The sequence below is a fragment of the Actinoplanes sp. NPDC020271 genome (assembly GCF_044388125.1).
In the GTDB taxonomy this organism is placed as follows: domain Bacteria; phylum Actinomycetota; class Actinomycetes; order Mycobacteriales; family Micromonosporaceae; genus Actinoplanes.
Genome location: NZ_JBIRWQ010000020.1, coordinates 130,943 through 154,340, shown reverse-complemented (window position 1 = coordinate 154,340; position 23,398 = coordinate 130,943). Strand labels below are relative to the sequence as shown.

16 protein-coding genes and 2 pseudogenes are annotated in these 23,398 nt (G+C 71.8%); 12 read left to right on the top strand and 6 right to left on the bottom strand.

From position 1 onward, the window contains the following. Window positions 1-48: 48 nt before the first annotated feature. The gene (locus ACH442_RS34190; RefSeq protein ID WP_396342194.1) at window positions 49-1,242 is read left to right on the top strand and encodes a WxL protein peptidoglycan domain-containing protein; all 1,194 of its coding nucleotides are present in this window, start codon (window positions 49-51) and stop codon (window positions 1,240-1,242) included. A gap of 115 nt (window positions 1,243-1,357) precedes the next feature. Here ACH442_RS34190 and ACH442_RS34185 read toward each other — a convergent pair whose 3' ends face one another. Continuing rightward, entirely contained in the window at window positions 1,358-2,299 is a 942-nt protein-coding gene (locus ACH442_RS34185) for an ABC transporter permease subunit (RefSeq protein WP_396342193.1), read from the bottom strand. 53 nt (window positions 2,300-2,352) lie between these two features. Then, a pseudogene (locus tag ACH442_RS34180) lies at window positions 2,353-3,009 on the bottom strand (ABC transporter ATP-binding protein); the annotation flags it as partial. 107 nt (window positions 3,010-3,116) lie between these two features. On the opposite strand from ACH442_RS34180, the gene ACH442_RS34175 reads away from it, so the two are divergent. Then, complete coding sequence (locus tag ACH442_RS34175) at window positions 3,117-4,253, top strand: sensor histidine kinase (RefSeq protein ID WP_396342192.1); 1,137 nt, start codon at window positions 3,117-3,119, stop codon at window positions 4,251-4,253. Window positions 4,254-4,320: 67 nt separating this feature from the next. Beyond that, a complete protein-coding gene (locus tag ACH442_RS34170) occupies window positions 4,321-4,989 on the top strand; it encodes a response regulator (protein ID WP_396342191.1) in 669 nt (222 codons plus the stop codon). Between the two features lie 238 nt (window positions 4,990-5,227). Here the strand turns inward: ACH442_RS34170 and ACH442_RS34165 are convergent, their stop codons facing one another. Both ACH442_RS34165 and ACH442_RS34160 read right to left on the bottom strand, forming a co-directional pair. Then, window positions 5,228-6,433, bottom strand: coding sequence for a pyridoxal phosphate-dependent aminotransferase (locus tag ACH442_RS34165; RefSeq protein ID WP_396342190.1), 1,206 nt, complete (start codon window positions 6,431-6,433; stop codon window positions 5,228-5,230). 180 nt (window positions 6,434-6,613) lie between these two features. Next, entirely contained in the window at window positions 6,614-7,279 is a 666-nt protein-coding gene (locus tag ACH442_RS34160; protein WP_396342189.1) for a TetR/AcrR family transcriptional regulator, read from the bottom strand. 77 nt (window positions 7,280-7,356) lie between these two features. Here ACH442_RS34160 and ACH442_RS34155 point away from each other — a divergent pair, with 77 nt between their 5' ends. Together ACH442_RS34155 and ACH442_RS34150 are read left to right on the top strand one after the other, a co-directional pair. Further along, the gene (locus tag ACH442_RS34155; protein WP_396342188.1) at window positions 7,357-8,787 is read left to right on the top strand and encodes an MFS transporter; all 1,431 of its coding nucleotides are present in this window, start codon (window positions 7,357-7,359) and stop codon (window positions 8,785-8,787) included. A gap of 44 nt (window positions 8,788-8,831) precedes the next feature. Next, a pseudogene (locus ACH442_RS34150) lies at window positions 8,832-9,902 on the top strand (benzoate/H(+) symporter BenE family transporter); the annotation flags it as partial. A gap of 27 nt (window positions 9,903-9,929) precedes the next feature. On the opposite strand, the gene ACH442_RS34145 reads toward ACH442_RS34150, so the two are convergent. Then, window positions 9,930-10,646, bottom strand: coding sequence for a nicotinamide riboside transporter PnuC (locus ACH442_RS34145; protein WP_396342187.1), 717 nt, complete (start codon window positions 10,644-10,646; stop codon window positions 9,930-9,932). A 58-nt stretch (window positions 10,647-10,704) separates the two neighbouring features. On the opposite strand from ACH442_RS34145, the gene ACH442_RS34140 reads away from it, so the two are divergent. The 5 genes from ACH442_RS34140 to ACH442_RS34120 all read left to right on the top strand — a co-directional run bounded on the left by ACH442_RS34140 (window position 10,705) and on the right by ACH442_RS34120 (window position 19,326). Continuing rightward, a complete protein-coding gene (locus tag ACH442_RS34140) occupies window positions 10,705-11,706 on the top strand; it encodes a magnesium transporter CorA family protein (RefSeq protein ID WP_396342186.1) in 1,002 nt (333 codons plus the stop codon). 31 nt (window positions 11,707-11,737) lie between these two features. Further along, window positions 11,738-12,382 (top strand): ABC transporter ATP-binding protein, encoded by a 645-nt coding sequence (locus tag ACH442_RS34135; RefSeq protein WP_396342185.1) that lies wholly within the window; start codon window positions 11,738-11,740, stop codon window positions 12,380-12,382. An 82-nt stretch (window positions 12,383-12,464) separates the two neighbouring features. Continuing rightward, the gene (locus tag ACH442_RS34130; RefSeq protein WP_396342184.1) at window positions 12,465-15,458 is read left to right on the top strand and encodes an ABC transporter permease; all 2,994 of its coding nucleotides are present in this window, start codon (window positions 12,465-12,467) and stop codon (window positions 15,456-15,458) included. Further along, window positions 15,455-18,394, top strand: coding sequence for an FtsX-like permease family protein (locus ACH442_RS34125; protein WP_396342183.1), 2,940 nt, complete (start codon window positions 15,455-15,457; stop codon window positions 18,392-18,394). The genes ACH442_RS34130 and ACH442_RS34125 overlap by 4 nt, the downstream gene beginning before the upstream one ends. A 125-nt stretch (window positions 18,395-18,519) precedes the next feature. Continuing rightward, window positions 18,520-19,326, top strand: coding sequence for a DUF4142 domain-containing protein (locus ACH442_RS34120; RefSeq protein WP_396342182.1), 807 nt, complete (start codon window positions 18,520-18,522; stop codon window positions 19,324-19,326). Between the two features lie 49 nt (window positions 19,327-19,375). On the opposite strand, the gene ACH442_RS34115 is transcribed toward ACH442_RS34120, so the two are convergent. Then, on the bottom strand, window positions 19,376-20,218 hold the full coding sequence (locus ACH442_RS34115; RefSeq protein ID WP_396342181.1) for an ABC transporter ATP-binding protein: 843 nt from the start codon (window positions 20,216-20,218) through the stop codon (window positions 19,376-19,378). Between the two features lie 66 nt (window positions 20,219-20,284). On the opposite strand from ACH442_RS34115, the gene ACH442_RS34110 reads away from it, so the two are divergent. Together ACH442_RS34110 and ACH442_RS34105 are read left to right on the top strand one after the other, a co-directional pair. Further along, the gene (locus tag ACH442_RS34110; protein WP_396342180.1) at window positions 20,285-21,223 is read left to right on the top strand and encodes a ribose-phosphate diphosphokinase; all 939 of its coding nucleotides are present in this window, start codon (window positions 20,285-20,287) and stop codon (window positions 21,221-21,223) included. Between the two features lie 60 nt (window positions 21,224-21,283). Further along, window positions 21,284-23,314 (top strand): response regulator, encoded by a 2,031-nt coding sequence (locus ACH442_RS34105; protein ID WP_396342179.1) that lies wholly within the window; start codon window positions 21,284-21,286, stop codon window positions 23,312-23,314. The last annotated feature ends 84 nt before the right edge of the window (window positions 23,315-23,398 follow it).

Here is a 23,398-nt window from a genome sequence, read left to right as displayed (position 1 = left end):
CTACTTCTGGCGGCGTCCGCTCCGCCGTACCCCCTCAAGGAACTCGACATGCGTCTCAGTCTCGCCGGGCGGGCCTCCGCACTCCGGAAAGCCGCCTCCGCGGTGATCGGGCTCAGCTTCGTGACCGCGTCGGCGGTCGTCGGTCTCAGCGTCACCCCCGCCCTGGCCGAGGGCGACGACGTCACCTGGGCGGTCCGGACCGCCTCCAACACCTACGGCAACGACCGCTCCAGTTACAGCTACGCCGTGAACCCCGGCGGGTCGGCCCAGGACGGGCTCGTCGTCGCCAACAAGGGGGACACCCCGCTGACCCTCGCGGTCTACGCCGCGGACGGGCTGACCACCTCGACCGGACAGCTCGACCTGCTCGCTCGGGACAAGAAGTCCCAGGGCATCGGCATCTGGGTCGCGGCGGACACCCCGACCGTGACCGTGCCGGCCGGCAAGATCGTCGAGGTGCCGTTCAAGGTCGCCGTGCCGGCGAACGCCACCCCTGGTGACTACGTCGGTGGGATCGTCACCTCGCTGACCGCGCCCGACACGACCGCGCAGGTCAACGTGGAGCGTCGTCTCGGCATCAAGATCAAGCTGCGGGTCGGTGGCGCACTGGTCCCCTCGCTCGCCGTCGAGGATCTGAAGGTCGACTGGTCCGGAGCGGCCTTCGCCCGCGGCGCCGCGACCGTGAACTACACGATCCACAACACCGGCAACGCGGTGGAATCGGCGAAGCAAGCCGTCTCGATCACCGGCCCGTTCGGCCTCCTGCGCACCGAGTCGGATCCGATCGCGGCCCCGCCGGAGCTTCTGCCCGGCGAGAGTCGGAAGGTCTCCGTGCCGGTGCACGGCGTCGCCCCGGCGGTACTGCTGACCGCGACCGTCAAGCTGACCCCGCTGGTCACCGACGAATCCGGCTCGACCACGGCCCTCGACGCGGTCACCGCGAACGCCCACGTGTGGGCCCTGCCGTGGACCCTCACCGTCCTGCTGATCGTCCTGATCGTGGCCGTGATCGCCCTGATCTGGCTGCGGCGCCGCAGCCGGGTCCGCCGCAAGGCCCGCGAGGAGGCCCGGATCGCGGAGGCCGTCGAGCAGGCCCTCAAGGCGAAGTCGGCAAAGGCACCCGCGAGCGACCTGTCCTCCGGCGACGCCGGCTCCAGCGGCTCCTCGACCGACGCCGACGCCGGCTCGGAGCAGGTTGCGGCTTCCGCCACGTCCGGCGGCACGCCGCCCGACGAGAGCTAGCCGCTCTGTCTCTCCGCCCGGCCCGCGCATCGGATGTGTGGGCCGGGCGCTTCTTCTCTGACGCATCGCGCCTCCCTCGTGGTCGGTTCTCCAGCACGCCCGGTGTGCTGCACAGCTAAGGCGCCGCACGGCGGATCCGCCACAGGCCGACCGCGGCCAACAGCAGCGTCAGGCCCAGATAGATCGCGGACTCCAGCCACTGGAACGCCCAATAGCGGCTCACCGGCTGATAGTCGACGTCGACGTGCAGGTCCAGCGCGCCCAGACAGTCCGCGGCCTTCTCGAACGAGCCCGCCACACACCTGCCGTAGGCGTCTCCCGGGACGACCCCGCCGTCCGCCGTGCGCAACTTGCTTGTGCTGATCACCCAGGCGCCGGGCACCTTCAGCCCGGAGATCTCCGGTTGCTGCCCGAGGAAACTGAGATTGCGCACCACCTCGGCGGTGATCGGTGCGGACATGTGCTCGGGCGTCATCAGGTGCGGGCGGACCACATTCGGAGTGAGGGCCTGCGTCACGACGAAGACCAGCAGGGTGAGGGCCATCGCGGGAACCGTCCGTCGGATCAGCAAGCCGGCGACGACACCCAGGACCAGGGCGAACACGCCGTAAGCCACGGGCGCCAGATTCCGCGTACCGAAAAAGATCGTGGAGAAACGATCGCCGGTGAACCGATCGAGCGGACTGGCCGCCCAGGTCAGCAGTGCGCTCACCAGCGCGCCGGCGACGACGGCGGCGAGCCCGGTCAGCAGCAGCTTCACCGTCAGCCATCGTCGCCGGGTGACGCTCTGATTCCACACCAGACGGTGCGTGCCGCCCTCGAACTCCCGGGACACCAGGGGCGCGCCCCAGAACAACCCGATCAGCGCCGGGGCCAGCAGGAGCACCGCGTCCAGCAGATAGACCCGGCCCTGGAAGTGCTCGCGCAACTCGGGGCCGGAATAGTCGCCGTCACGGATCTGCTGACCGAGCACCACCAGACAGCCTGCCAGCAGGATCAGCGTGATCGACGCGACGAGGGCCTGGGCGCGGAATTGTCGCCAGCTCAACCAGATCATCGGACGGCCTCCTTGAGATGGGCCAGCACCAGGGACTCCAGCGAGCCCGGGCCGGCGACCAGGGTGTCGACGTCGCCGGCCACCCGGACGCGGCCGGCGGCCAGGACGATCAGGTGGTCACAGACCCGCTCGACGTCGCCGAGCAGGTGGGACGAGAGGACCGCGGACGCGCCCAGCTCGGCCACCGACTCCAGCAGGTCACGCAGGAACGCGTCGCGGGCGAGCGGGTCGAGAGCAGCCGCCGGCTCGTCGAAGATCAGCAGCTCGGGCCGCTTGGCGACGGCCAAGGACAGGGCGAGTTGAGCCCGCTGACCACCGGAGAGCCGCCCAGCCTTCTGCCGCGGGCGCAGGCCGGCCCGCTCCACCCGGCGCCGGGCCAGCGCGGCGTCCCACCGCGGGTTGAGCCACGCGCCGAGGCGCAGGTGCTCCTCGACGGTAAGAGAGGTGTAGACCGGGGTGTCCTGGGCGACGAACCCGACCCGGGCCAGGTGTGCGGCGGTCGCGCCGGGCCGGTCGCCGAGCACCTCCAGGGTGCCCGCGGTGGGCTCGATCAGGCCGCAGGCGAGCTGCAGCAGAGTGGACTTGCCCGCGCCGTTCGGCCCGACGAGGCCGGTCACGCGGCCGGCCGGAACGTCCAGGTCGCAGTCGGTCAGAGCGAGGTGCTTGCCGTATCGCTTGGTGAGGCCGGTGGCCTTGAGCACGGAAGACATGCCGACCATCGTGCTGATCCCGGCGGCTCGGCACACCCTTCCGAAGAGGGGGCAGGCAGTACTTTCGGCCGGTACGGGAGGTCGGCGGCCGCCGTACCGTGTCGGCTGTGGAGATTCGCAGGCGGCTCACCGAATTCATGCTCGGCGCCCTCATGGTGACCGCGGTGGTGCTGACTGCCGTGGCGGTCGGAACCAGCTGGGGCGGGTGGTATTGGCTGTTCGGCGCGGCGATCGGGCTGTGCTTGACCGCCATTGCGCTCGCCCGCCGTCGAAAACCGTTCGTGGCGGCCACCTTCGGCCTGGTCATGGCGATGGCGGCGGTCGTGATCGCGCGTCTTGCCGGGTTCCCGCGCGAGCCGGGGCCGGCCGGGATCCTCGCCCTCGCGGTGCTGGTCGGGATGGTGGTGCGCCGGAGCTCGTATTCCAAGGTCGTGGCCGTCACCGCGGGCGCGCTGACCGTGGTGCTGATGGCGTTCGTGGCCGGCCAGCCCCTGGGCGGCGAGGTGAACGTGGTGGCCGCGCTGAATGCGCTGGGCCTGGCCGGTGCGCTGGCCACCGGCCTGGCTCTGCGTCTGGCGGATCGCACGAGGAAGGAGACCGAGGAGAGAGTACGTCGTGACGAGCGCCTGGCCCTGGCCCGCGAGCTGCACGACATGGCGGCTCACCATCTGACCGGGCTCGTGGTGCAAACCCAGAGCGCGCGGATCCTGGCGCGGAAACGGCCCGGCGAGCTGGACGAGTCGCTGGACGCGATAGAGAACGCCGGCTCCGATGCGCTCACCGCGATCCGGCGAGTGGTCGGGCTGCTCCGCGACGACACCGACCCGTTCGCGCGGCCGGTGCCGGAGCAGGTGCGTGAGCTGGTGCAGCGGTTCGAGTTGCACGGGCCTCCGGTGCGGCTGGACGTGCCGGAGGAGGTGGGACCCTGGGCTCCGGAGGTGGCCGGGGCGGTTCAGCGGGTGGTGCAGGAATCGTTGACCAACATCGCGCGGCACGCTCCCCGGGCGAGCGAGGTGGATGTCACGGTTCGTCAGGACGACGCGGGGGTGCACGTGCGGATCGCCGATGACGGGCCTCCGCCGGGACGGCCGCCGCGGCGCGGGGGATACGGTCTGATCGGTATGCGTGAACGGGTCGAGGCGCTGGGCGGCACACTCCGGGCCGGGCCGCGCGACGGCTCGGGGTGGCTGGTCGACGCGACGCTGCCGGTGGCAGACCTCATGCCCGCCATCGACAGCGGTTGACGGGTGCCGGACGCGGCGGGTGGCACGTCGGTGGAGGCCGATGGCGGCCGGTGGTCGAGGGAGACCGATGACGATCAAGGTGCTGATCGCGGACGACCAGGAGATGGTCCGCAAAGGGCTGCGGGTGATCCTGGACGACGAGCCGGACTTCGAAGTGGTCGGTGAGGCCGTGGACGGGATCGAGGCGCTGCGGCTGGCCCGAAGGCTGCGGCCGGATGTCTGCCTGGTCGACGTCCGGATGCCCGGCATGGACGGAGTCGAGGTGACCCGCGCACTGGCCGGCCCGGGGGTGCGGGATCCGCTGCGGGTCGTGGTGGTCACGACGTTCGGTGAGGACGAGTACGTCGACGGCGCGTTGCGTGCCGGGGCGGCCGGGTTCCTGCTCAAGGGTGCCAGCAAGCAGTTGCTGGTCGAGGCGGTCCGGGCAGCGCACCGGGGAGAGGCGCTGATCTCGCCGGAGGTGACCGCGCGCCTGGTGCGGGAGCTGAACGCCGCGCGGCCGGTGTCCGAACCGATCCGGCACAGCCTGACGGACCGGGAGCTGGCGGTGGCGCGGGAGATCGCTCGCGCCCGGACCAATCCGGAGATCGCCGCCGCGCTGTTCATCTCGCTCAGCACGGTGAAAGGGCACGTGGCGTCGATTCAGGGCAAGCTGGGGCTGGCCAACCGGGTCGCGATCACCAACTGGGTCCGCGACAACGGCCTGGGCCGGGAGGGCGACACGCGGGCGGGGTGAGGCGGTCGCAGCGGGCGGCGTTCGAGGGCGATGGCCGTCTGCGTGCCGCGGGCGCTACCCCGGGCGGCGTTCGAGGGCGATGGCCGTCTGCGTGCCGCGGCCGCTACCCCGGGCGGCGTTCGAGGGCGATGGCCGTCTGCGTGCCGCGGGCGCTACCCCGGGCGGCGTTCGAGGGCGATGGCCGTCTGCGTGCCGCGGGCGCCGCCCCGGGGTAGCGGCCGCCCGTGGGCGCGGTGGGTTACTGGTGGTAGGTGGAGAGGAAGGTGCGGATCCGGGAGACGGCGTCGTCGAGGACGTCGGTGCCGGCGAGGAAGACCAGACGCAGGTGGTCCGGGGTGTCGAGGTTGAAGCCCGTGCCGTGGGAGATCAGGAGGTGTTGCTGTTCGAGGAGGTCCATCACCAGGCGCTCGTCGTCGTGGATCTTATGGACCTGGGGGTCGAGACGAGCGAAGAGGTAGAGGGCGCCGGCCGGCTTCACGCAGTCGACGCCGGGGATGTCGACGAGGGCGCGCCAGGCGTGGTCGCGTTGCTCCACCAGGCGCCCGCCGGGGTGGGTCAGCTCCTCGATGCTCTGGTAGCCGCCGAGCGCGGTCTGGATCGCGTGCTGGGCCGGCACGTTCGGGCACACGCGCATGTTGGCGAGCAGCTGCAGCCCGTCCAGGTAGTCCGAGTCGCTGCCGCTGAAGCCGCTCGTCGCCAGCCAACCGGAGCGGAAACCCGCGGCCCGGTAGACCTTGGACAGGCCGCCCATGCTGACCACCGGCACGTCCGGGGCGAGGGCGGCAAGCGTGTGGTGCGTTGCCCCGTCGTACACAATTTTGTCGTAGATCTCGTCGGCGAAGATCAGCAAACCGTGTCGGCGGGCGAGCTCGATCATGCCGAGCAGGACGTCCTTGGAGTAGACGGCGCCGGTCGGGTTGTTCGGGTTGATCACTACGAGCGCGCGGGTGCGGTCGGTGATCTTCGCGGCCATGTCCTCCAGATCCGGGGCCCAGTCCGCGCTCTCGTCGCAGCGGTAGTGCACGGCCCGGCCGCTGCACAGGTTCACCGCACCCGTCCAGAGCGGGTAGTCCGGGCTCGGCACCAGCACCTCGTCGCCGGTGTCCAGCAACGCCTGCAACACCATCACGATCAGTTCGGAGACCCCGTTGCCGAGCAGCACGTCGTCCGGCTGCACGCTGGTCACGCCGAGCGTCTGGTAGTGCTGGGCGACCGCGACCCGCGCCGAGTAGATGCCGCGCGCGTCGCTGTACCCCTGAGCGGCCACGATGTTCTGCACCACATCGGCGACGATCGGCTCCGGCGTGGCCAGGCCCCACGGCGCCGGGTTGCCCAGGTTCAGCTTGAGGATCCGGTGCCCGGCGGCCTCCAGCTCCTGGGCCCGGCGCAGCACCGGGCCACGGATGTCGTACCGGACACTCTTCAGCCGCTGCGCCTGCCGCATCGGACCTCCTCAACGAGACGTAGGTCCGATGCTAGGCCGCCCCGCCCCGCAACGCGGTGAGGGTCAGGAGTGCCGGCCTTCCGTGGCCCCGACGGCGGCGAGGTGAAGGGGTGTGAATTCAGGAGAGTGCCGGCCGGCTGTGGCCCCGACGGTGGCGAGGTGAAGGGGGTGAGGTGAAGGTCAGGAGCGTCGGGTGGCCATGGCTTCGACCGCGGACATCAGCAGGTCGGTGCCGAACGCGTAGTAACGCTCCAGGTCGGGTGCGCGTTGAAAGGTCTTCGCGAACTCGACCATCATCGGGAACTGGTCGACCGGCAGGCATTCCATCTGGACGCGTTTCTGCCGCCGCCACTCCTCGGCCTGGTCGGCCGGCACGCTGGCCGGGCAGTCGGGCTGCCCGGCGACCAGGCCTATCGCGCCGTTGAGCAGGTACATCGCGATCCAGTAGGACTCTTCGACGTCGAACCCGGCGTCGGCGAGCAGCGCGAGGGTGTCGTTGGTGGCGCGGGTGAAGCTGGGCGTCTGCGTCTTGTCCGTCGAGTGCAGCAGGTCGGGCAGGGACGGGTGGGCGCGCATGACGCCGACCACAGTTTCGACGATCGCGCGGAGTTGTTTCTGCCACGGGTCGCCGGCGCTGCGGTCGGCCCGGACGTCGGTCAGCACGTGGTCGACGACGCCCAGCAGCAGCTCGTCCTTGTTCTTGAAATGCCAGTACAGCGCCATCGGGGTGACGCTCAGTTCCTTGGCCAGGCGACGGATGGTGATCGCATCGACGCCCTCTTCGTCGGCGAGGCGCAGGGCGCGTTCGGCGACGGTCGCCTTGCTGAGTCGTTCCGCTGGGGTCACTTGACAACCATACAACGTACAGGTCTCATGTACGAGGTACATGTACGTCGTACAGGTACGCCGTATAGGGGGAGACTGTGGAAAAGAACCGACGGTGGTGGGCGCTGGTCGCGGTCGCGCTCGGCACCTTCATGACGTATCTCGACAACAACGTGGTCAACGTGGCGTTGCCGAGCATCCAGCGCGAACTGGGCCTGAGCATCTCCGGGCTGGAGTGGATCACCAGCGCGTACATCCTGGTCTTCGCCGGTCTGCTCCTGGCCGGTGGTCGTCTCGGCGATGTCGTCGGCCACCGGATGGCCTTCCTGTCCGGCCTGGGGATCTTCACGGTCGCGTCGGTCGCGGCCGGTCTCGCCGGCAGTCAGGAACTGCTGATCGGCGCCCGGGCCGCGCAGGGCATCGGCGCGGCGCTGCTGTCGCCGGCCGCGCTCGCGCTGATCCAGGAGTTCTTCCCGGACCCGAAGGAGCGCGGCACGGCGATCGGCGTCTGGGGCGCGGTCGGCGCGCTCGCCCTCGCGATCGGCCCGCTGACCGGCGGCGTCCTGGCCGAGCACGTCTCCTGGGGCTGGATCTTCCTGATCAACCTGCCGATCGGTGTGGCGACGTTCGCGCTCTCGATGATCACGATGCCGCGGGGGAACGCGCCGGCCAGAACCGGGAACACGCTGCGACGGATGGACCCGTTCGGCCTGGTCACGTCCTCGCTCGCGCTCTTCGCGCTCACCTACGGCTTGATCGAGGGCGACGCCAAGGGCTGGACCTCCGCCACCATCCTCGGATCATTCGCGGTCGCCGCCGTCGCCGCGATCGCCTTCGTGATCCAGCAGGGCCGCACCGGGGACTCGATGGTGAACCTGGCCTTCTTCCGCCTCCGGATGTTCACCGGTGGCCTGCTGGCCATGGGTCTGTGGGCGTTCGGCGTTTTCGGCATCTACTTCTACATGGCCATCTACCTGCAGAATGTGCTGGGCTTCTCGCCGACCGAGGCCGGGGCCGGCTTCGTCCCGCTCGCTCTGATCACCGCGGTCGGCGCGGTCCTGGCCCCGCGTTTCGAGGCCCGTTTCGGGGTCGCCCGGGTGACCGCTTTCGGTCTGCTGGTGATGGGCGCGGCGATCGGCGGCATCGCCCAGTACGGCGAGGGCACCCACTATCTCGACCTGCTGCCGTGGTTCGCGCTCTACGGTGTCGGCGGTGGCCTGCTGATCCCGCTGAGCAACGTGGTGATCGGCGCTCTCCCGAGTGAACGGGCCGGCATCGCCTCCGGCATGCTCAACGTCTCCCGCGAGGTGTTCGGCCTGCTCGGCGTGACCGTGCTGGGCGCGATCCTGAGCAACCGGGCCGGCGCGGCGACCGGCACCGAGCTGCACCGCTACCTGGTCGGCTACCAGTCCGCCCTGGTCGTCGCCACGATCCTGATCCTGGTCGGCGTCCCGCTGAGCCTCTGGATGCTGCGCCAGGCGAAGCCGGTCGAGCGGGAGCTCGTGGTCCCTGTGCTTGAGACGGTCTGACGCTGCGTGCTCCGGGGGCCGGCCGCCCATGGTCGACTCCCGGAGTGAAACCAAGCGCAGTGGTGGCCGGGCTCGTCGCCGTCCTCGTCTCGTTCTCCGGCCCGTTCGCGGTGGTGCTGACCGCCGCCTCCGCCGCGCATCTGTCGACGGCCCAGACCACCTCGTGGGTCTGGGCCATCGCCATCGGCAGTGGATTGTCCGGCCTGGTGCTGAGCCTGGTCACGAGGACGCCGGTGATCACGGCTTTCTCGACGCCGGGCGCGGCGTTGCTGGTCGGCTCGCTCGCCGCCTACAAGTACTCGGACGCCGTCGGCGCGTTCCTGTTCGCCGCCGTCGGCATGACGATTCTCGGCTTCTCCGGGCTGTTCGGCCGGATCCTGGCCCGCGTTCCGCAGGGTATCGTCTCGGCGATGCTGGCCGGCATCCTGCTGCCGTTCGCGCTGGACGCGTTCCGGGAGTTGCCGGCGGCACCGGCGGTGGTGCTGACGGTGCTCGCGGCGTACTTCCTGGGCCGGCGCTTCTTGCCGAACTATGCGGTGCTGCTGGCCCTCGGCTCCGGTTCGCTGGTCGCTGCGCTGCAGCATCAGCTGCACCTCGGCGGGGTCTCGGCGGAACTGACGCTGCCGCATCTGACCGTGCCGACGCTGAACTGGTCCGCGCTGGTCAGCGTCGGACTGCCCCTGCTGATCGTGACGATGGCCGGGCAGAACGCGCCCGGTCTGGCCGTACTGCGAATAAGCGGTTATGAGACGAACGATCGACTTCTGCTCGGCGGCACCGGCATCGTCTCGGTGCTGCTGGCGCCGTTCGGCAGTCACGGGATCAACCTCGCCGCGATCACGGCGGCGATCTGCACCGGCGAGCAGGCTCACCCCAACCCCCGATTACGGTACGTCGCCGGGGTGGCCTGCGGTTTCTTTTACCTGGTCTGCGGTTTCCTCGGCACCGGGCTGGTCGGTTTCTTCACCGCGCTGCCGAAGCCGCTGGTCGCCGCCGTCTGCGGGGTGGCCCTGCTCGGCGCGTTGCTGAACAGTCTGGCCGGCGCGCTCGACGACCGCCCGGCGCGCGAAGGTGCGCTGGTCACACTGGCCGCGACCGCCTCCGGGATGACCGTGGCGCAGGTCGGCTCGGCGTTCTGGGGCCTAATTGCCGGCGTGGGCGTGCACCTTGTCCTCCACTGGCGGCCGCGGCTCCCGCGAGATGCGCAGCCAGACCACGAAACCCCAGATCACGAAGCCGGCGTAGACCGCGTAGAGCACCGCTGACGGGTAGTAGCCGAAGTGCAGCAGCTCGGGGACGCCGACCAGGTCGACGGCGATCCAGCAGAGCCAGAACTCGACCCAGCCGCGGGCCATCGCGTACGTCGCGAGCATCGACCCCACGAAGATCCACGAGTCGGCCAGGTAGTACCACCAGGGCACCGGGAAACCGGCGCCGACCTGGCGGAACACGAAGAAGCAGGCGATCACGGCGAGCAGGGCGGCCGCGATCAGGACCAGCCGTTGCCGGGGCCCGGCCCAGTGCGGCACGACCGCGACGCCCTCGCCGGTGCGCCGGTTGCGGCGCCACAGCCACCACCCGTACACGCTGGTGATCAGGAAGAACACCTGGCGGGCGGCCTGGCCGTACAGGGGAGTGCCCTGGTCGTTGCCGACGGCCTGGCCGAGGAAGACGGTGAACAGCAGGATGTTCCCGACGATGCCGACCGGCCAGGCCCAGGCGCTGCGACGCAGCCCGAACAGCGCCGACCCGAGACCGAACGCGTTGCCGACGATCTCCCGCCAATAGATCGCCTGATCCGCGGTCACCTGCCACTTGGCGGTGTAGAACGCGGTCAGCAGGTCATTCAGCCAAGTCACGGCTCATGGTAGGCCGAGCCGAGTTTCCGCCCGGTTTCCGCCCGGGCATAGTGAGCCGGTGACGACAGCGATCTCCTGCCCCGTGCAGACCCGTCTCTACTCCCGGGGGCGGGTGACGAACCAGGATTTCGCGTACGACGACCTGGCCGTCCAACTGCGTGAGCACCCGGATGCCATCGCCTGGCTGGACCTGCGTGAACCGTCCGCGGCCGACCTCGCCGCCGTCGCCGCGGAGTACGGCCTGCACCCACTCGCGATCGAGGACGCCCTGGCCGACCACGAACGGCCCAAGCTCGACCGTTATCCCGATCACCTCTTCGTCAACGTCTACGCCGTCTCGGTGCCGCGCCCGCAGGAGAAGCCGCACAAGGTGGAGATCAGTGCATTCGTCACGAAGCGGGTGCTGATCACCGTGCACAAGGGTGAGGGCGACGTCACCATCCTGACCGATCGCTGGGATCGGGAGGCCGACACCGAGCTGTCCGCCTCCGGCGGCATCAACTTCCTGCTGTACGGCCTTTTCGACACGGTTGTCGACAGTCAGTACGCGGCCGCGCGGCAGATCGACGAGGCCATGGACTCGATCGAGGACGCCATGCTCGGCGAGGGCGGCGCACCCCGCCCCGCGCGGATGAAGGGTTTCGCCCTGCGCCGCACGCTGGCCCAGCTGCGTCGCGCGGTCGCGCCGATGGAGGACGTGGTCGCCGAGATCCTCCGGCCCGACGGTGACCTGGTCGACGACAACCTGCGGCCGTACTACCGCGATGTCGAGGACCACGCCGAGCGCGCCCTCGAATCGATCGAGCACTCGCTCACCCGGGTCACCGAGTTGCTCGACGCCGACCTCAACGAGCAGAGCAACATCCTCAACGACATCACCCGCAAGCTCGCCGCCTGGGCCGCGATCATCGCCGTGCCGACCGCGCTGACCGGCTATTTCGGGCAGAACCTGCCGTATCCCGGCTTCCAGCAGACCTGGGGTTACGTGCAGAGCATGGTCCTGATCGTCCTGGCCGGCGGATCGCTCTACTTCTACCTCAAGAAGCGTGGCTGGTTGTAGTAACGTCCCCGATTGATCGGGGGTATTGAATATGGAACTCGACTCGGTGGATCTGGGGTACGGGAACGGCGAGCCCGTCCTGCGAGGCGTGACCGTGACCGCCCGCCCCGGCGAGGTGCTGGCCGTCACCGGAACTTCCGGAGCCGGCAAGACGACTCTGCTCAGTGCGATGGCCGGTCTGCTCGCGCCCCGCGCCGGCACGGTCACTGTGGACGGCGCGCCGCTCGGCGATCGGGACGCCGCGGTCGAGCGAGGCGTGGTGCTGATCCCGCAGGAGAACGGGCTGGCCGCGATCCTCACCGCGGCCGAGAACGTGTCCGTCGCGGTGATCGCCACCGGCGGCTCCCCGGCCGACGCCCGCCGCCGGACCGCCGACTCGCTCGCCGCCGTCGGCCTCGCCGGCCAGGCCGGTCAGTTGATCGAGGAACTCTCCGGCGGCCAGCAGCAGCGCGCCGCGATTGCCCGGGGCCTGGCCCTGCAGGGCGTTGTGGTGCTGGCCGACGAGGTGACCAGCGAGCTGGACGCGGCCAACCGGCAGAGGGTTCTGGAGCTGCTGAGGGCCGAGGCCGCGCGCGGCGCCACGGTCGTGCTGGCGACCCACGACCCGGAGGCGGCGGCCGGCTGCGACCGCGAGCTGCACCTCGCCGACGGCGTGGCCGGGTGGGTCCGGGGCTGAGTTGTCCACAGGGCGAAACTTACGGACACCACGGAGGGCGATGAGCGCGTAACCTCCCCGATGACCACGGGGGAGGGGATCGATGTTCGCGCTCGTTCTCGGCGCCGTGCGGACCAGGACCGCACAGGTGCTGACCATTCTCGTGCTGGCGCTGCTGGCTGCCGCCGTCGCGGTGGCCGGTTCCTGGTTCGCGTTCGCGGCGGCCGGCCGGTCCGCGGCGGCCGATCTCGCCGCGGCCGGCGCCGCCGAGCGCGTGCTCACCGCGCAGCGGGCGGTCACCACGGCGGGCGATCCCGGCCCCGCGCTGGAGCAGTTCACCGGCCGGGTGCGCGACGCGCTGCGAGTGCCGGTGACCGGGCCGACGGGCGGCCTGGCCATGTCGATGAATCTGCGGCAGGGCACCGGCGACACCCCGATCCGGTTGGCGTACCGCGAACAGTTCTGCGAGCACGTGCGCCTCGACGGCCCGTGCCCCGCCGCGCCCGGCGAGGCGGCGATCAGCGTGGAGGCCGCCCGCCGGCTCGGCCTGACCCGCGGTGCCACTGTGGAGACCGGGTCGTCGCTGGTCAGCGGCACGGTGACGGTCACGGTGGTGGCGCTCTACACCCGACTGGACCCGGACGGACCGTTCTGGGCGCCCGAGCTCGCCCACGCGGTCGCCGGCCTCGACCCGGTGTTCGTGCCGATCACGGCGTTCCGGGCGAAACCACTGTGGAACCCCACCGCGTCGTACGACGTGGTCCTCCCCGACGACCTGATCCGCACCGACCGTGACCTGGACGCGAAACTGACCGCCGCGGACAACCGGCTCGGCCTCGACGATGTGCAGGTGACCGTCAACTCCCGGCGCCTGCTCACCACCATCGACCGGGACCGGTCCACCGTGCTGCGGGGTGTGCTCACCGCCGGGCTGCAACTGGTCGTGCTCACCTGGTTCGCGATCGGCCTGGCCGGGCGGTACACGTCGCGCGACCGACGCGCCGACGCCGCCCTGCTGAAGCTGCGCGGGGTGAGCCGCTCGAGCACGCTGCGGCTGGCCTGGGGGCAGCACCTGGTGCCGCTCGGCGCCGGCCTGCTGCTCGGCGCCCCGGCCGGTGTCCTGCTGGCCCGGCTCCTGGCCGGCCCGGTCACCACCACCGGCGACCAGCGGGCGGCGCTGATCTGGTCGGCGGTCGCGGCCGGTGCCGTGCTGCTCGGCGGCCTGGCCGTCCTGGCCGCGGTCGAGGCGTCGATGCTGGGCCGGCCGGTGGCGGTGCTGCTGCGCCCGGCGACCGCCGGCGGCACCCCGTGGTGGTCGGTGCTGGCCGACGCGCTGCTGCTGACGATCGCCGCGGCCGCGCTCTTCCAGGCCCGGTCCGGCAGCCCGGCGGTGGGCGTGGACGCGGCTGCCCCGGCCCTGGTCGCGCTGGCCGTCGGTCTGGTCGCCGCCCGGCTGCTGGGCCGCGCCGCCGCCCGTACCGGCCGGGTCGCGCTGCGCGCCGGCCGGTTGCGGCTGGGCCTGAGCGCCTTGCAGATCTCCCGTTCGGCCGGGGCGGAACGGCTGTTCGCTCTGGTCGTGGTCGGGGTCGCGCTGTTCGTGACGGCCGCCGGCGGCCAGTGGGCCGAGCGGGCCGGCCGGGCCGCCCGCAGCACCGCCGACCTGGGCGCGGTCCGGGTGCTGACGGTGCCCGGCACCAACCGCACCGCCCTGCTCGACGCGGTCCGCCGGGCCGACCCGGGTGGCCGCGAGGCGATGGCCGCCGTGGTCGGCCTCGACAGCCAGGTGCGGGTCCTGGAGGTGGACACGACCCGGCTCGCCGCGGTCGCGGCCTGGCGCGCGGAGTACGGGCCGGTCACCACGCTGCCCGAGGCCACCGCCGCGGCGGCTGAGCCGGGGCTGCCGCCCATCACCGGCGACCGGCTCACGCTGAGCTACCGGCGGGACGGGCCGGAGCCGGTCGCGGTCGGCCTGACCCTGCGGCACGAGGCCACCGGCGCGCCGGTCACCGTCTCCTTCGGGGTGCTCGGCGCGGGCGAGGGCACCGCCGTGGCGCCGGTGACCGGCTGCACCGCGGCCCCCGGCTGCCGGATCGTCAACTGGTCGCTGACCACCCCGCCGGATTCGAACGGACGCACCCGGCCCCCACCCGACGGCGCCGCGGTCGCCCTGCGTGAACTGCGGCAGGACGGCGGCGAGCCGGTCATCCTGGACCGGTCCACGCTCGCCGACATCAGCCACTGGCTGCCCGGCACGGCCGGCTCGGCGCTCGACGTGGCCGCCGCGGACGGGACGTTGCGGCTGGCCGCCGACGAGAACACCGGCAACCTGCAGTATGTCGGGTCCGAGCTGTGGGCGGCCGGCACGCGCGGGCCGGCCCCGGTGATCCTGGCCGGGCGCCCGCCGGAGGACTGGCGGTACTCGGATGCCCTGCTGACCGCGTACGGGGAACCGGCACCGGTCCAGGTGACCGCGACCGTCCCGGCGCTGCCGGTGGTCGGCCGTTCCGGGGTGATGGTCGACCTGGACGTGACCCGCCGGCTGGCCGGGGTCGCCGACGCCGGTGGCCAGTTCCAGGTCTGGCTCGCCCCCGGCGCCCCGCCCGGGATCGTCGACGCGCTGACCGCGGCCGGCCTGACGATCGGCACCGACACCACCGCCGGGCAGCGCACGGATCAGCTCGGCGGGCAGGGCCCGGCCGCGGTGGTCCGGTTCGCGCTGCTGGCCGGGGCGGCCGCGATGCTGCTGGCCGCGGTGACAGTCGCGGTCGGCGTGGTCGCCGAGCGGCGCTCGCTCGGCGACCAGCTCCGGGCGCTGCGCCACCAGGGTCTGCCGGCCCGGGTGGCGGCGGCGGCCGGATTCGCCGGGCCGGCCGCCCTGATCGCCGCCGGGGTCCTGGTGGGGCTCCTCGCCGCGATCCTGAGCGTGGCGGCGACCGGCAGCCCGGTGCCCGGCTTCACCGACGGCTGGCGGGTGCTGGCCGGGCCGTTGGCGCTGGCCCCCGGCGTGACCACGCTCGCCGTCCTCGCCGCGCTGGCGTTGTTCGGCCTGGTCGGCTGGCTGTCACTGCGCTCGCTGATCCGGGGGTTGCGGCGATGATGACGCTCGTTCTGGCGATGGTCTGGCACCGGCGGGGCCAGGCGGTCACGCTCGCGCTGCTGTCCCTGCTGGCGGTGGCCTCGGCGGTGGCCGCTCCGGCGTATCTGATCGCGGTGGGCCGCGCGGTGGCGGCCGGCCAGATCGCCACCGCGTCCACCGGTGAGCTGACCCTGACCGTGCGGGGCGCGCAGGACGCGCTGACCGGCGGCGGCGGGGACGGGAAGGACTTCACCGACATCGGCGGGACCCTGATCGCGCTGCCCGGGTTCACGTACTACTACTCGCGGGAGACGCCGACGGTCGGCCTGGAGAAGACCGACCGTTACCCGTCGCGCCTGGTCTTCCGGCAGGACGTCTGCGCGCACGTGCGGATCGTCGCCGGCCGCTGCCTGTTCGGCGAGGGCGACGTGCTGGTCGGTGAGCAGACCGCGCAACGGCTCGGCCTGGCCCCGGGCGATGCGATCACGGTCGCCGCGGCGAGGCCGGACAACTCGGTCGGCGTCTCGCGCTACGTGGCCGACGGGAAGCCGAAACCGCTGGTCGTCGCCGGGACCTACCAGGTGGTGCGGCCCGGGGAGACGTACTGGGGACGGCACGGCTACTTCGTCAAAGGGCCGGACATCGGGCCCGGCGAGCCGCTGTTCACCACGTCGATGACGTTGCCGGCGATGGAACGGGTCCGTACCGAGATGGCGATCGACGGCATCGCCGCCCCCGGCACCCTCGACGTCGGCCGGCTCGGCGCTCTGCGGTCCGAGCTGACCCAGCTGAACAATGCCGCGGCCGAGGTCGACGACACGCTGCAGATCGAGACCGACATCCCGCTGCTGCTGGACCGGATCGACCGCGGCCGTGCGGCGTCGCGGCTGCTGGTCCCGGTGCTGGCCGTGCCGCTGGTCCTGCTCGCCTGCTTCAGCATCTACCTGACCGTGGGGTACGGCGCCGAGGGCCGCCAGAGCGAACTGGCGGTGGTCGCGCTGCGGGGCGCCCGGTGGTGGTCCCGCTGGTGGCTGGCCGCGGGGGAGAGCCTGGTCGCCGTGCTGGCCGGTGCGGTGGCCGGCTGCCTCGCCGGTCAGCTGCTGATCAACCTGGTCGCCGCGATCCGGTTCCCCGGCGTCGGTCAGGACGCCGACTGGTCGTCGCTGCGCTACGCCCCGGTGGCCGCGCTGATCGCGCTGCTCGCCGCGGTCGCGGCCCAGCGCCGCCAACTGACCAGCCCGGTCGCCGCCCTGCTCCGGCGGATCCCGGCGCCCGGCACCGGCCGGGTGCCGTTCGGCGAGGCGGTGCTGCTCGTGCTCGCCGTGCTGGCCGGCGGCCAGCTCTACCTGTCGAACGGCTCGCTGACCGGGATCGGCCTGTTCGCCCCGGCGTTCGTGCTGCTCATCCTGGCGCTGCTGTTGTCACGGGGGCTGCTCCCGGTGATCGGCCGGGTCGCTGCCGGTGCTCTGCGCCGCGGGCGCCTCGGCCCGGCCCTGGCCGGCCTGCAACTGACCCGCCGGCCCGGGGCGTCCCGGCTGTTCGCGCTGCTGGTGGCGGCCGCGGCGGTGGGCGGGTACGCGGGGTGCGCGGTCGACACCGGGGTGCGCGGCCGGGACACGCAGGCACGGCTCGGCGCGGGCGCGGACCGGGTGCTCACCGTGGAACCGGTCTCCGGGCGGCAACTGCTGGCCGCCGTCCACGCCGCCGACCCGCACACCGACTGGGCGATGGCGGTCACCCGGATCTCCAGTGGCGGGGACAACCCGATGATCGGCCTGGCGGTGGACACTCAGGCCCTGGAGAAGGTCGCCATCTGGCCTTCGGACGGGCCCTCCGCGCGTACGGTCGTCGAGGGCATCCACCCGGTGGAGGCGGAACCGACCGTGATCGACGGGCCGGAACTCGCCGTCGACGTCACCAGCAGCAGCGACAAGCTTCAGCTGTCGGTCTCGGTCTCCTCGGTCAGCGGCGAGGCGCTCGTCGACCTCGGACGGCTCCGGACCGGCCGCGCGACGTACCGGGAACGGCCGGAGGTCTGCGCCGCCGGCTGCCGGGTCAACGGCATCCAGGTCGGTGGCAGCGGGCGCGAGAAGGTCAAGGCCCACCTGGTGATCCACTCGCTGGGGGCGAAGTGGGCGAGCTCGTCCACGACCGGGACGCTGACGACCGGGCCGGACGGGGTCGCGCTGGAACTCCAGGTGTCGCCGGCGTACGCCGAGGTGGCTCGGCTCCGGCCGGTCGGGGTGCCGGATCCGCTGCCCGTGGCGTACGCGGGAAGTGTCCCTGAGGCGATCAAGGGACTGGCCGACGACGTGGTGCGGATGACGCCGGCTGTGTCGTTGCCGGTGGTGCCGGGGCTGGGGCGGCAGGCGTGGATGGCCGACCTCGGCTACACCGGTCTGCTCGGCTCCTCGACCCGGCGTGCCCTGATGTCGCAGGTCTGGCTGAGCCGGGCAGCCCCGGCCGACGCGGTCGACCGGCTCACCGCGCAGGGGCTCGCCGTCGTCGAGGACACCGGGACGGCCGCGGTGCGGGACCGGCTGGAACAGCAGGGTCCGGCCCTGTCCCTCGGGTTCTACCTGCTCGCGGCCGGGCTGGCGACGCTGCTCGGGGTCGGCGCGCTGGTGCTGACCGTGGCGGTGGACCGGGGGCGGCGCGCCGAGGACCTGATCGCGATGCGGGTTCAGGGTTTACGGCGGGGCCCGGCCGGGCAGGCGACCTTCTGGACCTACCCGGCGCTGGTGACAGCCGCGGTCGTGGTGGGCATGCTGGTCGGGCTGGCCGGTTGGTGGCTGACCGGGTGGGCACTGCCGCTGGCCGGGGTCGACCCACCGGATCTGCCGTTGCCGGGGTGGCCGCGGGCCGGGGTGATGCTCTGGTGGGCGGTGGCGATCCTGCTGCCCTACCTGGTGGCGGCCGTGCTGGGCGGCCGGGATCTGCGCCGCCGCGTCGGTTGATCCGCTCTACCGGATCGCCGAATTTTGCGCCAGGGCCGAAAGGCCCTGGTGTCATTGATCCACCGGCGCTCCTGATCCGTTCTCGTGCATGAACAAGCTGTGCGGGAGCTGTGGAGGAGGTTCGTGTGGTCGCCATCGAACTGGGAGCGCGCCTGCGTCACCTGGCGTGGGCAGCCGTTGCGGTAGTGGCGTTGCTGCTGCTTCCGCCGCGCGCGGCCTGGGCCGCCGAGGATCCGGGCGTGCCGGTGCCGCCGAACGAGCTGATCACCGACACCGGTGAGGGCGAGGTCTCGGCGGCGGACCGGGACTTCGCGACGAAGGTGCGGCTGGCCGGGCTCTGGGAGATGCCGGCCGGGCAGATGGCCCAGGAGAAGTCCGGCGACCCGCGGATCAAGGCCATCGGCAAGGAGATCGCCGCGCAGCACACCGTGCTCGACCAACTGGTCCGGTCCGCGGCGAAGAAGCTCGACATCACCCTGCCGAACAAGCCGAACGCCGACCAGCAGGGCTGGCTCGGGGAGATGCGGGCGGCCTCCGGCAAGGAGTTCGACCAGATCTTCGTGGACCGGCTGCGGGCGGCGCACGGCAAGATCTTCCCGGCGATCGCGACGATCCGGGCGAGCACCCGCAACGACACGATCCGCAAGCTGGCTCAGCGGACCAACCAGTTCGTGGCGACGCACCTGACCCTGCTGGAGAGCAGCAACCTCGTCGACTTCGACGGGCTGCCGACCGCGCCGCCGCCGACCACCGCCCCGGCCAAGGACACCACGGCGGTGCTCTCGGCGAACCAGACCGCGACGAACCAGCCGTCGTCGCCGCTGACCACGCCGGTGGTCGCGGTGGTGGTGGTCGCCGCGTTCGGGGTCGCCTTCCTGGTCACCCGCAAGATGTGGCCCAGCGGCCCGCGCCGCCGGCGCCGTTATTACTAGGGCCTGGCGGAAACTCGACCGAGGCTGCGGCGGACCTTCCGGGCAGGGTTCAGGCCGCGGCCTCGGAGCTGCCCGGGACGAGAGTGACCTCGCCGTCGATGTGCTGGACGGTGAAGAGCGTCCCGGGCGGGTAGGCGCCCAGCACCTCGGGCGGCAACTGGACCGTGCCGTCACCGGCGACGACCGCGAAGTCCTGCCCGTCGCGGCCCTCGGCGCCGACCCGGCCGTCCCGGATGGTGACCGCCCGGCCCAGGCGTGCCCCGACCTCGTTGTCGTGGGTGACTACCACGATCGTGGTCTCCCGTTCCTGGTTCACCGTTTCGAGTGCGTCCAGCACCTCGTCGCGGCCCGCGGTGTCCAGCCGGCTCGTCGGCTCATCGACCAGCAGCAGCCCCGGGCCGGTGGCGATGCCGACGGCGAGGGCGGCCCGCTGACGGCCGCCGGGGGTCAGGTCGGCCAGCTTGCGACGACCTTGACCAGGCAATCCGACCAGGTCGAGGATCCGGTCGGGATCGTCGAGCTTGATGCCCCGGGTGTGCGCCGCGCGGCGTTGCGCCAGCCAGATGTTGCGGTGCAGCGTCGCGTACGGCAAGAGGTTGCGCGCGGCGCCCTGCAGCACCACCCCGATCTCGGTGCCGCGCAGCCGGGAGATCTCGCTGTCGGCGAGTTTGCCCAGGTCGTATGTGCCGACGTTGATCCGCCCGGCGGACGGGCGCATCAGGCCCGCGAGCAGGGCGATCAGCGTCGATTTGCCGGACCCGGAGGGCCCGACCAGGGCGAGCGTCTCGCCCGGGGCGATGGAGAGATCGACACCGGCGAGGGCCACCACGTCCCCCGCCTCGGCACGGTAGATGTGCACCACGCGCCGGCACGCGACCGCCAGTCCGTTCATGAGAGCACGCTAACGTCGTGGGAGTCGTCCGGCGACCCCGTACCGCCGCCTCTTAGCATGTGCCCCGTGCGCGACATCGCCGTTTTCACCGGATCCGCCCATCCCGAACTGGCCGCGGAGATCTGCGAGCACCTCGCGGTGCCACTGATGCCGACCAGGATCTCCCGGTTCGCCAACGACTGCATCGAGGTGCAGCTGGAGGGGAACTGCCGGGAGCGGGACGTGTTCCTGATCCAGCCGCTCGTCCCTCCGACCCAGGAGCATCTCGCCGAGCTGCTCTTCATGCTCGACGCGGCCCGTGGCGCGTCGGCCGGCCGGATCACCGTGGTCCTGCCGCACTACGCCTACGCCCGCTCCGACAAGAAGGATGCCCCGCGCATCTCGATCGGTGGCCGCCTGGTCGCCGACCTGCTCACCACCGCCGGCGCCGACCGGGTGCTGGCCATGACCCTGCACTCCCCGCAGGTGCACGGCTTCTTCAGCATCCCGGTGGACCACCTGCACGCGCTGCGCGAGCTGGCTCATCACTTCCGCGGCTACGACCTGAGCAACACCGTGGTGGTCTCGCCCGACCTGGGCAACGCCAAGGAGGCGGCGGCGTTCGCCCGGCTGCTCGGCGTCGAGGTCGCGGCCGGGGCGAAGCAGCGGTTCGCCGACGACAAGGTGGTGATCAACTCGATCATCGGTGAGGTCGCCGACCGGGACGTCATCGTGCTGGACGACGAGATCGCCAAGGGCAGTACGGTCTTCGAGCTGCTCGCCCGGCTGCGCGAACGCAACGTCCGCAGCGTGCGGGTGGCGTGCACGCACGGCCTGCTGACCAACGACGCGGTGCAGCGGCTGGCCGCGGAGAAGGAGGTGGAGGAGATCGTCTGCACGAACACGGTGCCGATCCCGCCGTCCAAGCGCCACCCGAAGCTGACCGTGATCTCGGTGGCGTCGGCGCTGGCCGAGGCGATGCGCCGGATACACAACGGTGAATCGGTGAGCGCTCTCTTCCACTAATGGCACGCCGGATTTGCCGAACACCCCGCACGCGCGTCACATAACACGAAAAATGTGCACATGGGTGTCATGGCTTACCCCCTCCGGTACGCGCTTGCCGATCTTGCCCTCGCGCTCAGTCGCGCCGCGACGGATCCGGCCGAGGTGCGATCCACTGCCGCCCGTGCCGCCGCCGACATGATCGGTGACGGCGCGGGCGTCCAACTCCTGCGCGACGACGGTCACTACGAACAGATCGCGTACCACCACCTGGAGGACAGTCGCTCCGGGCCACTGGCGCGGGCGCTGGACCGGGCCGGTCAGACGCCCGACGACGAGTACTCCACCACGCTGGCGGCCAGCCGGCGCCCGATCGTGCTGGCCGGGGACTCGGCGGCCGCACTGGCCCCGCCCGAGCACGGCGTCACGGCCGCGGTGATGTGCCCGGTGATCGTCGACAACACGTACGCCGGATATCTGATTCTGACCCGGCACACGGCGGACTCCTTCTACTCGACGCCGGAGGTCGAACTCGCCCGGGACATCGCCGGTGAGCTCTCCCTGGCGGTGTCCGGTTCCCGCGCCCAGGAGCGGCTGCGTGCGGCCGAGGAGCGGTACCGCCGGGTGCTGGAGACGATCCCGGAGGGGGTGCTGCAGCTCGACCCGGACGGCGTGGCGACCTACGCCAACGAGCCGATCGGTGTGGTCCTCGGCATGCCCCGCAGCGAGCTGATCGGGGTGTCGCTGCGCGGCTTCCTGGACAACGTGGGCCAGAAGGAGCTCGACCGCCGGATCGCCGAGTGCAAGCAGGGCCGGTCCACGGTCGGCGCCGGCCGGCTGATGCGGGCCGACGGTTCCCGCCGCAGCGTGCGGATGAGCATGATGCCGGTGCGCGACGACCACGGCGACTTCGGCGGCGTGCTCTGCATGATCACCGACACCACCGACCACATCGACGCCCGGGGCCTCAAGCGGCAGCTCGACCACCTGCGCCGGCTGGACAGCCTGGGCCAGCTGATCGGCGGGCTGTCCCACGACTTCAACAACCTGATGACCGTGGTGGCAGGCTCGGCCGACATGATCCTGACGCAGACCGAGGAGGGTTCGCCGCAGCACGCGCTGGCCAAGGACATCATGGACGCGGTGTCGACCGGCCGGACGCTCACCCACCAGCTGCTGGCGTTCGGGCGCAGCGAGGGCAACCGCCCCGAGGTGATCCCGATCCCGGACCTGCTCACCGACGTGCAGTCGCTGTTCTCCCGGACTCTCGGCGAGCACATCGGCCTGGACCTCGCGTTCGGTGCCGACGTCTGGCCGGTCAAGGCCGAACGCGGCCCGCTCGAACAGGCGCTGGTCAACCTGGCCGCCAACGCGCGGGACGCGATGCTGCACGGCGGCATGGTCCGGGTCGCGGCGACCAACGAGGTGGTCGAGCCGGGGCAGCTGGCCGAGGGCGCGCCGACCGGCAAACTGGTGCACCTGGTGGTCACCGACACCGGGATCGGCATGGAGGAGGAGATCCGCAAGCGGGCCCTCGAACCGTTCTTCACCACCCGGCCGACCGCCGCCGGCCTGGGCCTGGCCACCACCGCCGGCATCGTGCAGAACCTGGGCGGCCACATCGAGCTGGAGTCGCGGCCGCGGATCGGCACGACCGTGCACATCTACCTGCCGGCCGCCGAGCAGCGCAAGGACCCGTCCGGCGAGAGCAAGACCAAGAACGCGGTGATCGGCCGCGTGCTGATCGTCGAGGACCAGCCGGACGTCGCCCAGCTCGTGCAGCGGCTGATCGCGCCGGCCGGTTACGAGATCGCGGTGGCCACCGACGCGCTGACCGCGGTCACCCAGGTGGCCTCGGGCGCCCGGCCGGACCTGCTGATCACCGACGTGGTGATGCCGACCATGACCGGTCCCGAGCTGGCCGGGGCGCTGCGCACGCACCAGCCGGATCTGCCGGTGCTCTACATGTCCGGTTACACCGCGGCGTCGCTCGGGCCGCAGCTGCACCTCGACGAGAACAGCATGCTGCTGGAGAAACCGTTCACCCGGTCCACACTGCTGGGCGCGATCCGCTCGTTGTGTGGTCCGCAGCCCACTCCGGGCGGCTCGTAACGGGCTGAACGACATCGGCGGGGATTCGTGACGGTCCGGGAGTCCTTCCTCCCGGACCGTGCGAATCTGCGCGGAGGGACTTGC

What these genes read in the sequence shown, in the direction of transcription:
- ACH442_RS34190 (WP_396342194.1), top strand. Translation starts at nt 49, where the DNA reads ATGCGTCTCAGTCTCGCCGGGCGGGCCTCCGCACTCCGGAAAGCCGCC.
- ACH442_RS34170 (WP_396342191.1), top strand. Translation starts at nt 4,321, where the DNA reads ATGACGATCAAGGTGCTGATCGCGGACGACCAGGAGATGGTCCGCAAA.
- ACH442_RS34135 (WP_396342185.1), top strand. Translation starts at nt 11,738, where the DNA reads ATGGAACTCGACTCGGTGGATCTGGGGTACGGGAACGGCGAGCCCGTC.
- ACH442_RS34185 (WP_396342193.1), bottom strand. Translation starts at nt 2,299, where the DNA reads ATGATCTGGTTGAGCTGGCGACAATTCCGCGCCCAGGCCCTCGTCGCG.
- ACH442_RS34125 (WP_396342183.1), top strand. Translation starts at nt 15,455, where the DNA reads ATGATGACGCTCGTTCTGGCGATGGTCTGGCACCGGCGGGGCCAGGCG.
- ACH442_RS34105 (WP_396342179.1), top strand. Translation starts at nt 21,284, where the DNA reads ATGGGTGTCATGGCTTACCCCCTCCGGTACGCGCTTGCCGATCTTGCC.
- ACH442_RS34115 (WP_396342181.1), bottom strand. Translation starts at nt 20,218, where the DNA reads ATGAACGGACTGGCGGTCGCGTGCCGGCGCGTGGTGCACATCTACCGT.
- ACH442_RS34130 (WP_396342184.1), top strand. Translation starts at nt 12,465, where the DNA reads ATGTTCGCGCTCGTTCTCGGCGCCGTGCGGACCAGGACCGCACAGGTG.
- ACH442_RS34165 (WP_396342190.1), bottom strand. Translation starts at nt 6,433, where the DNA reads ATGCGGCAGGCGCAGCGGCTGAAGAGTGTCCGGTACGACATCCGTGGC.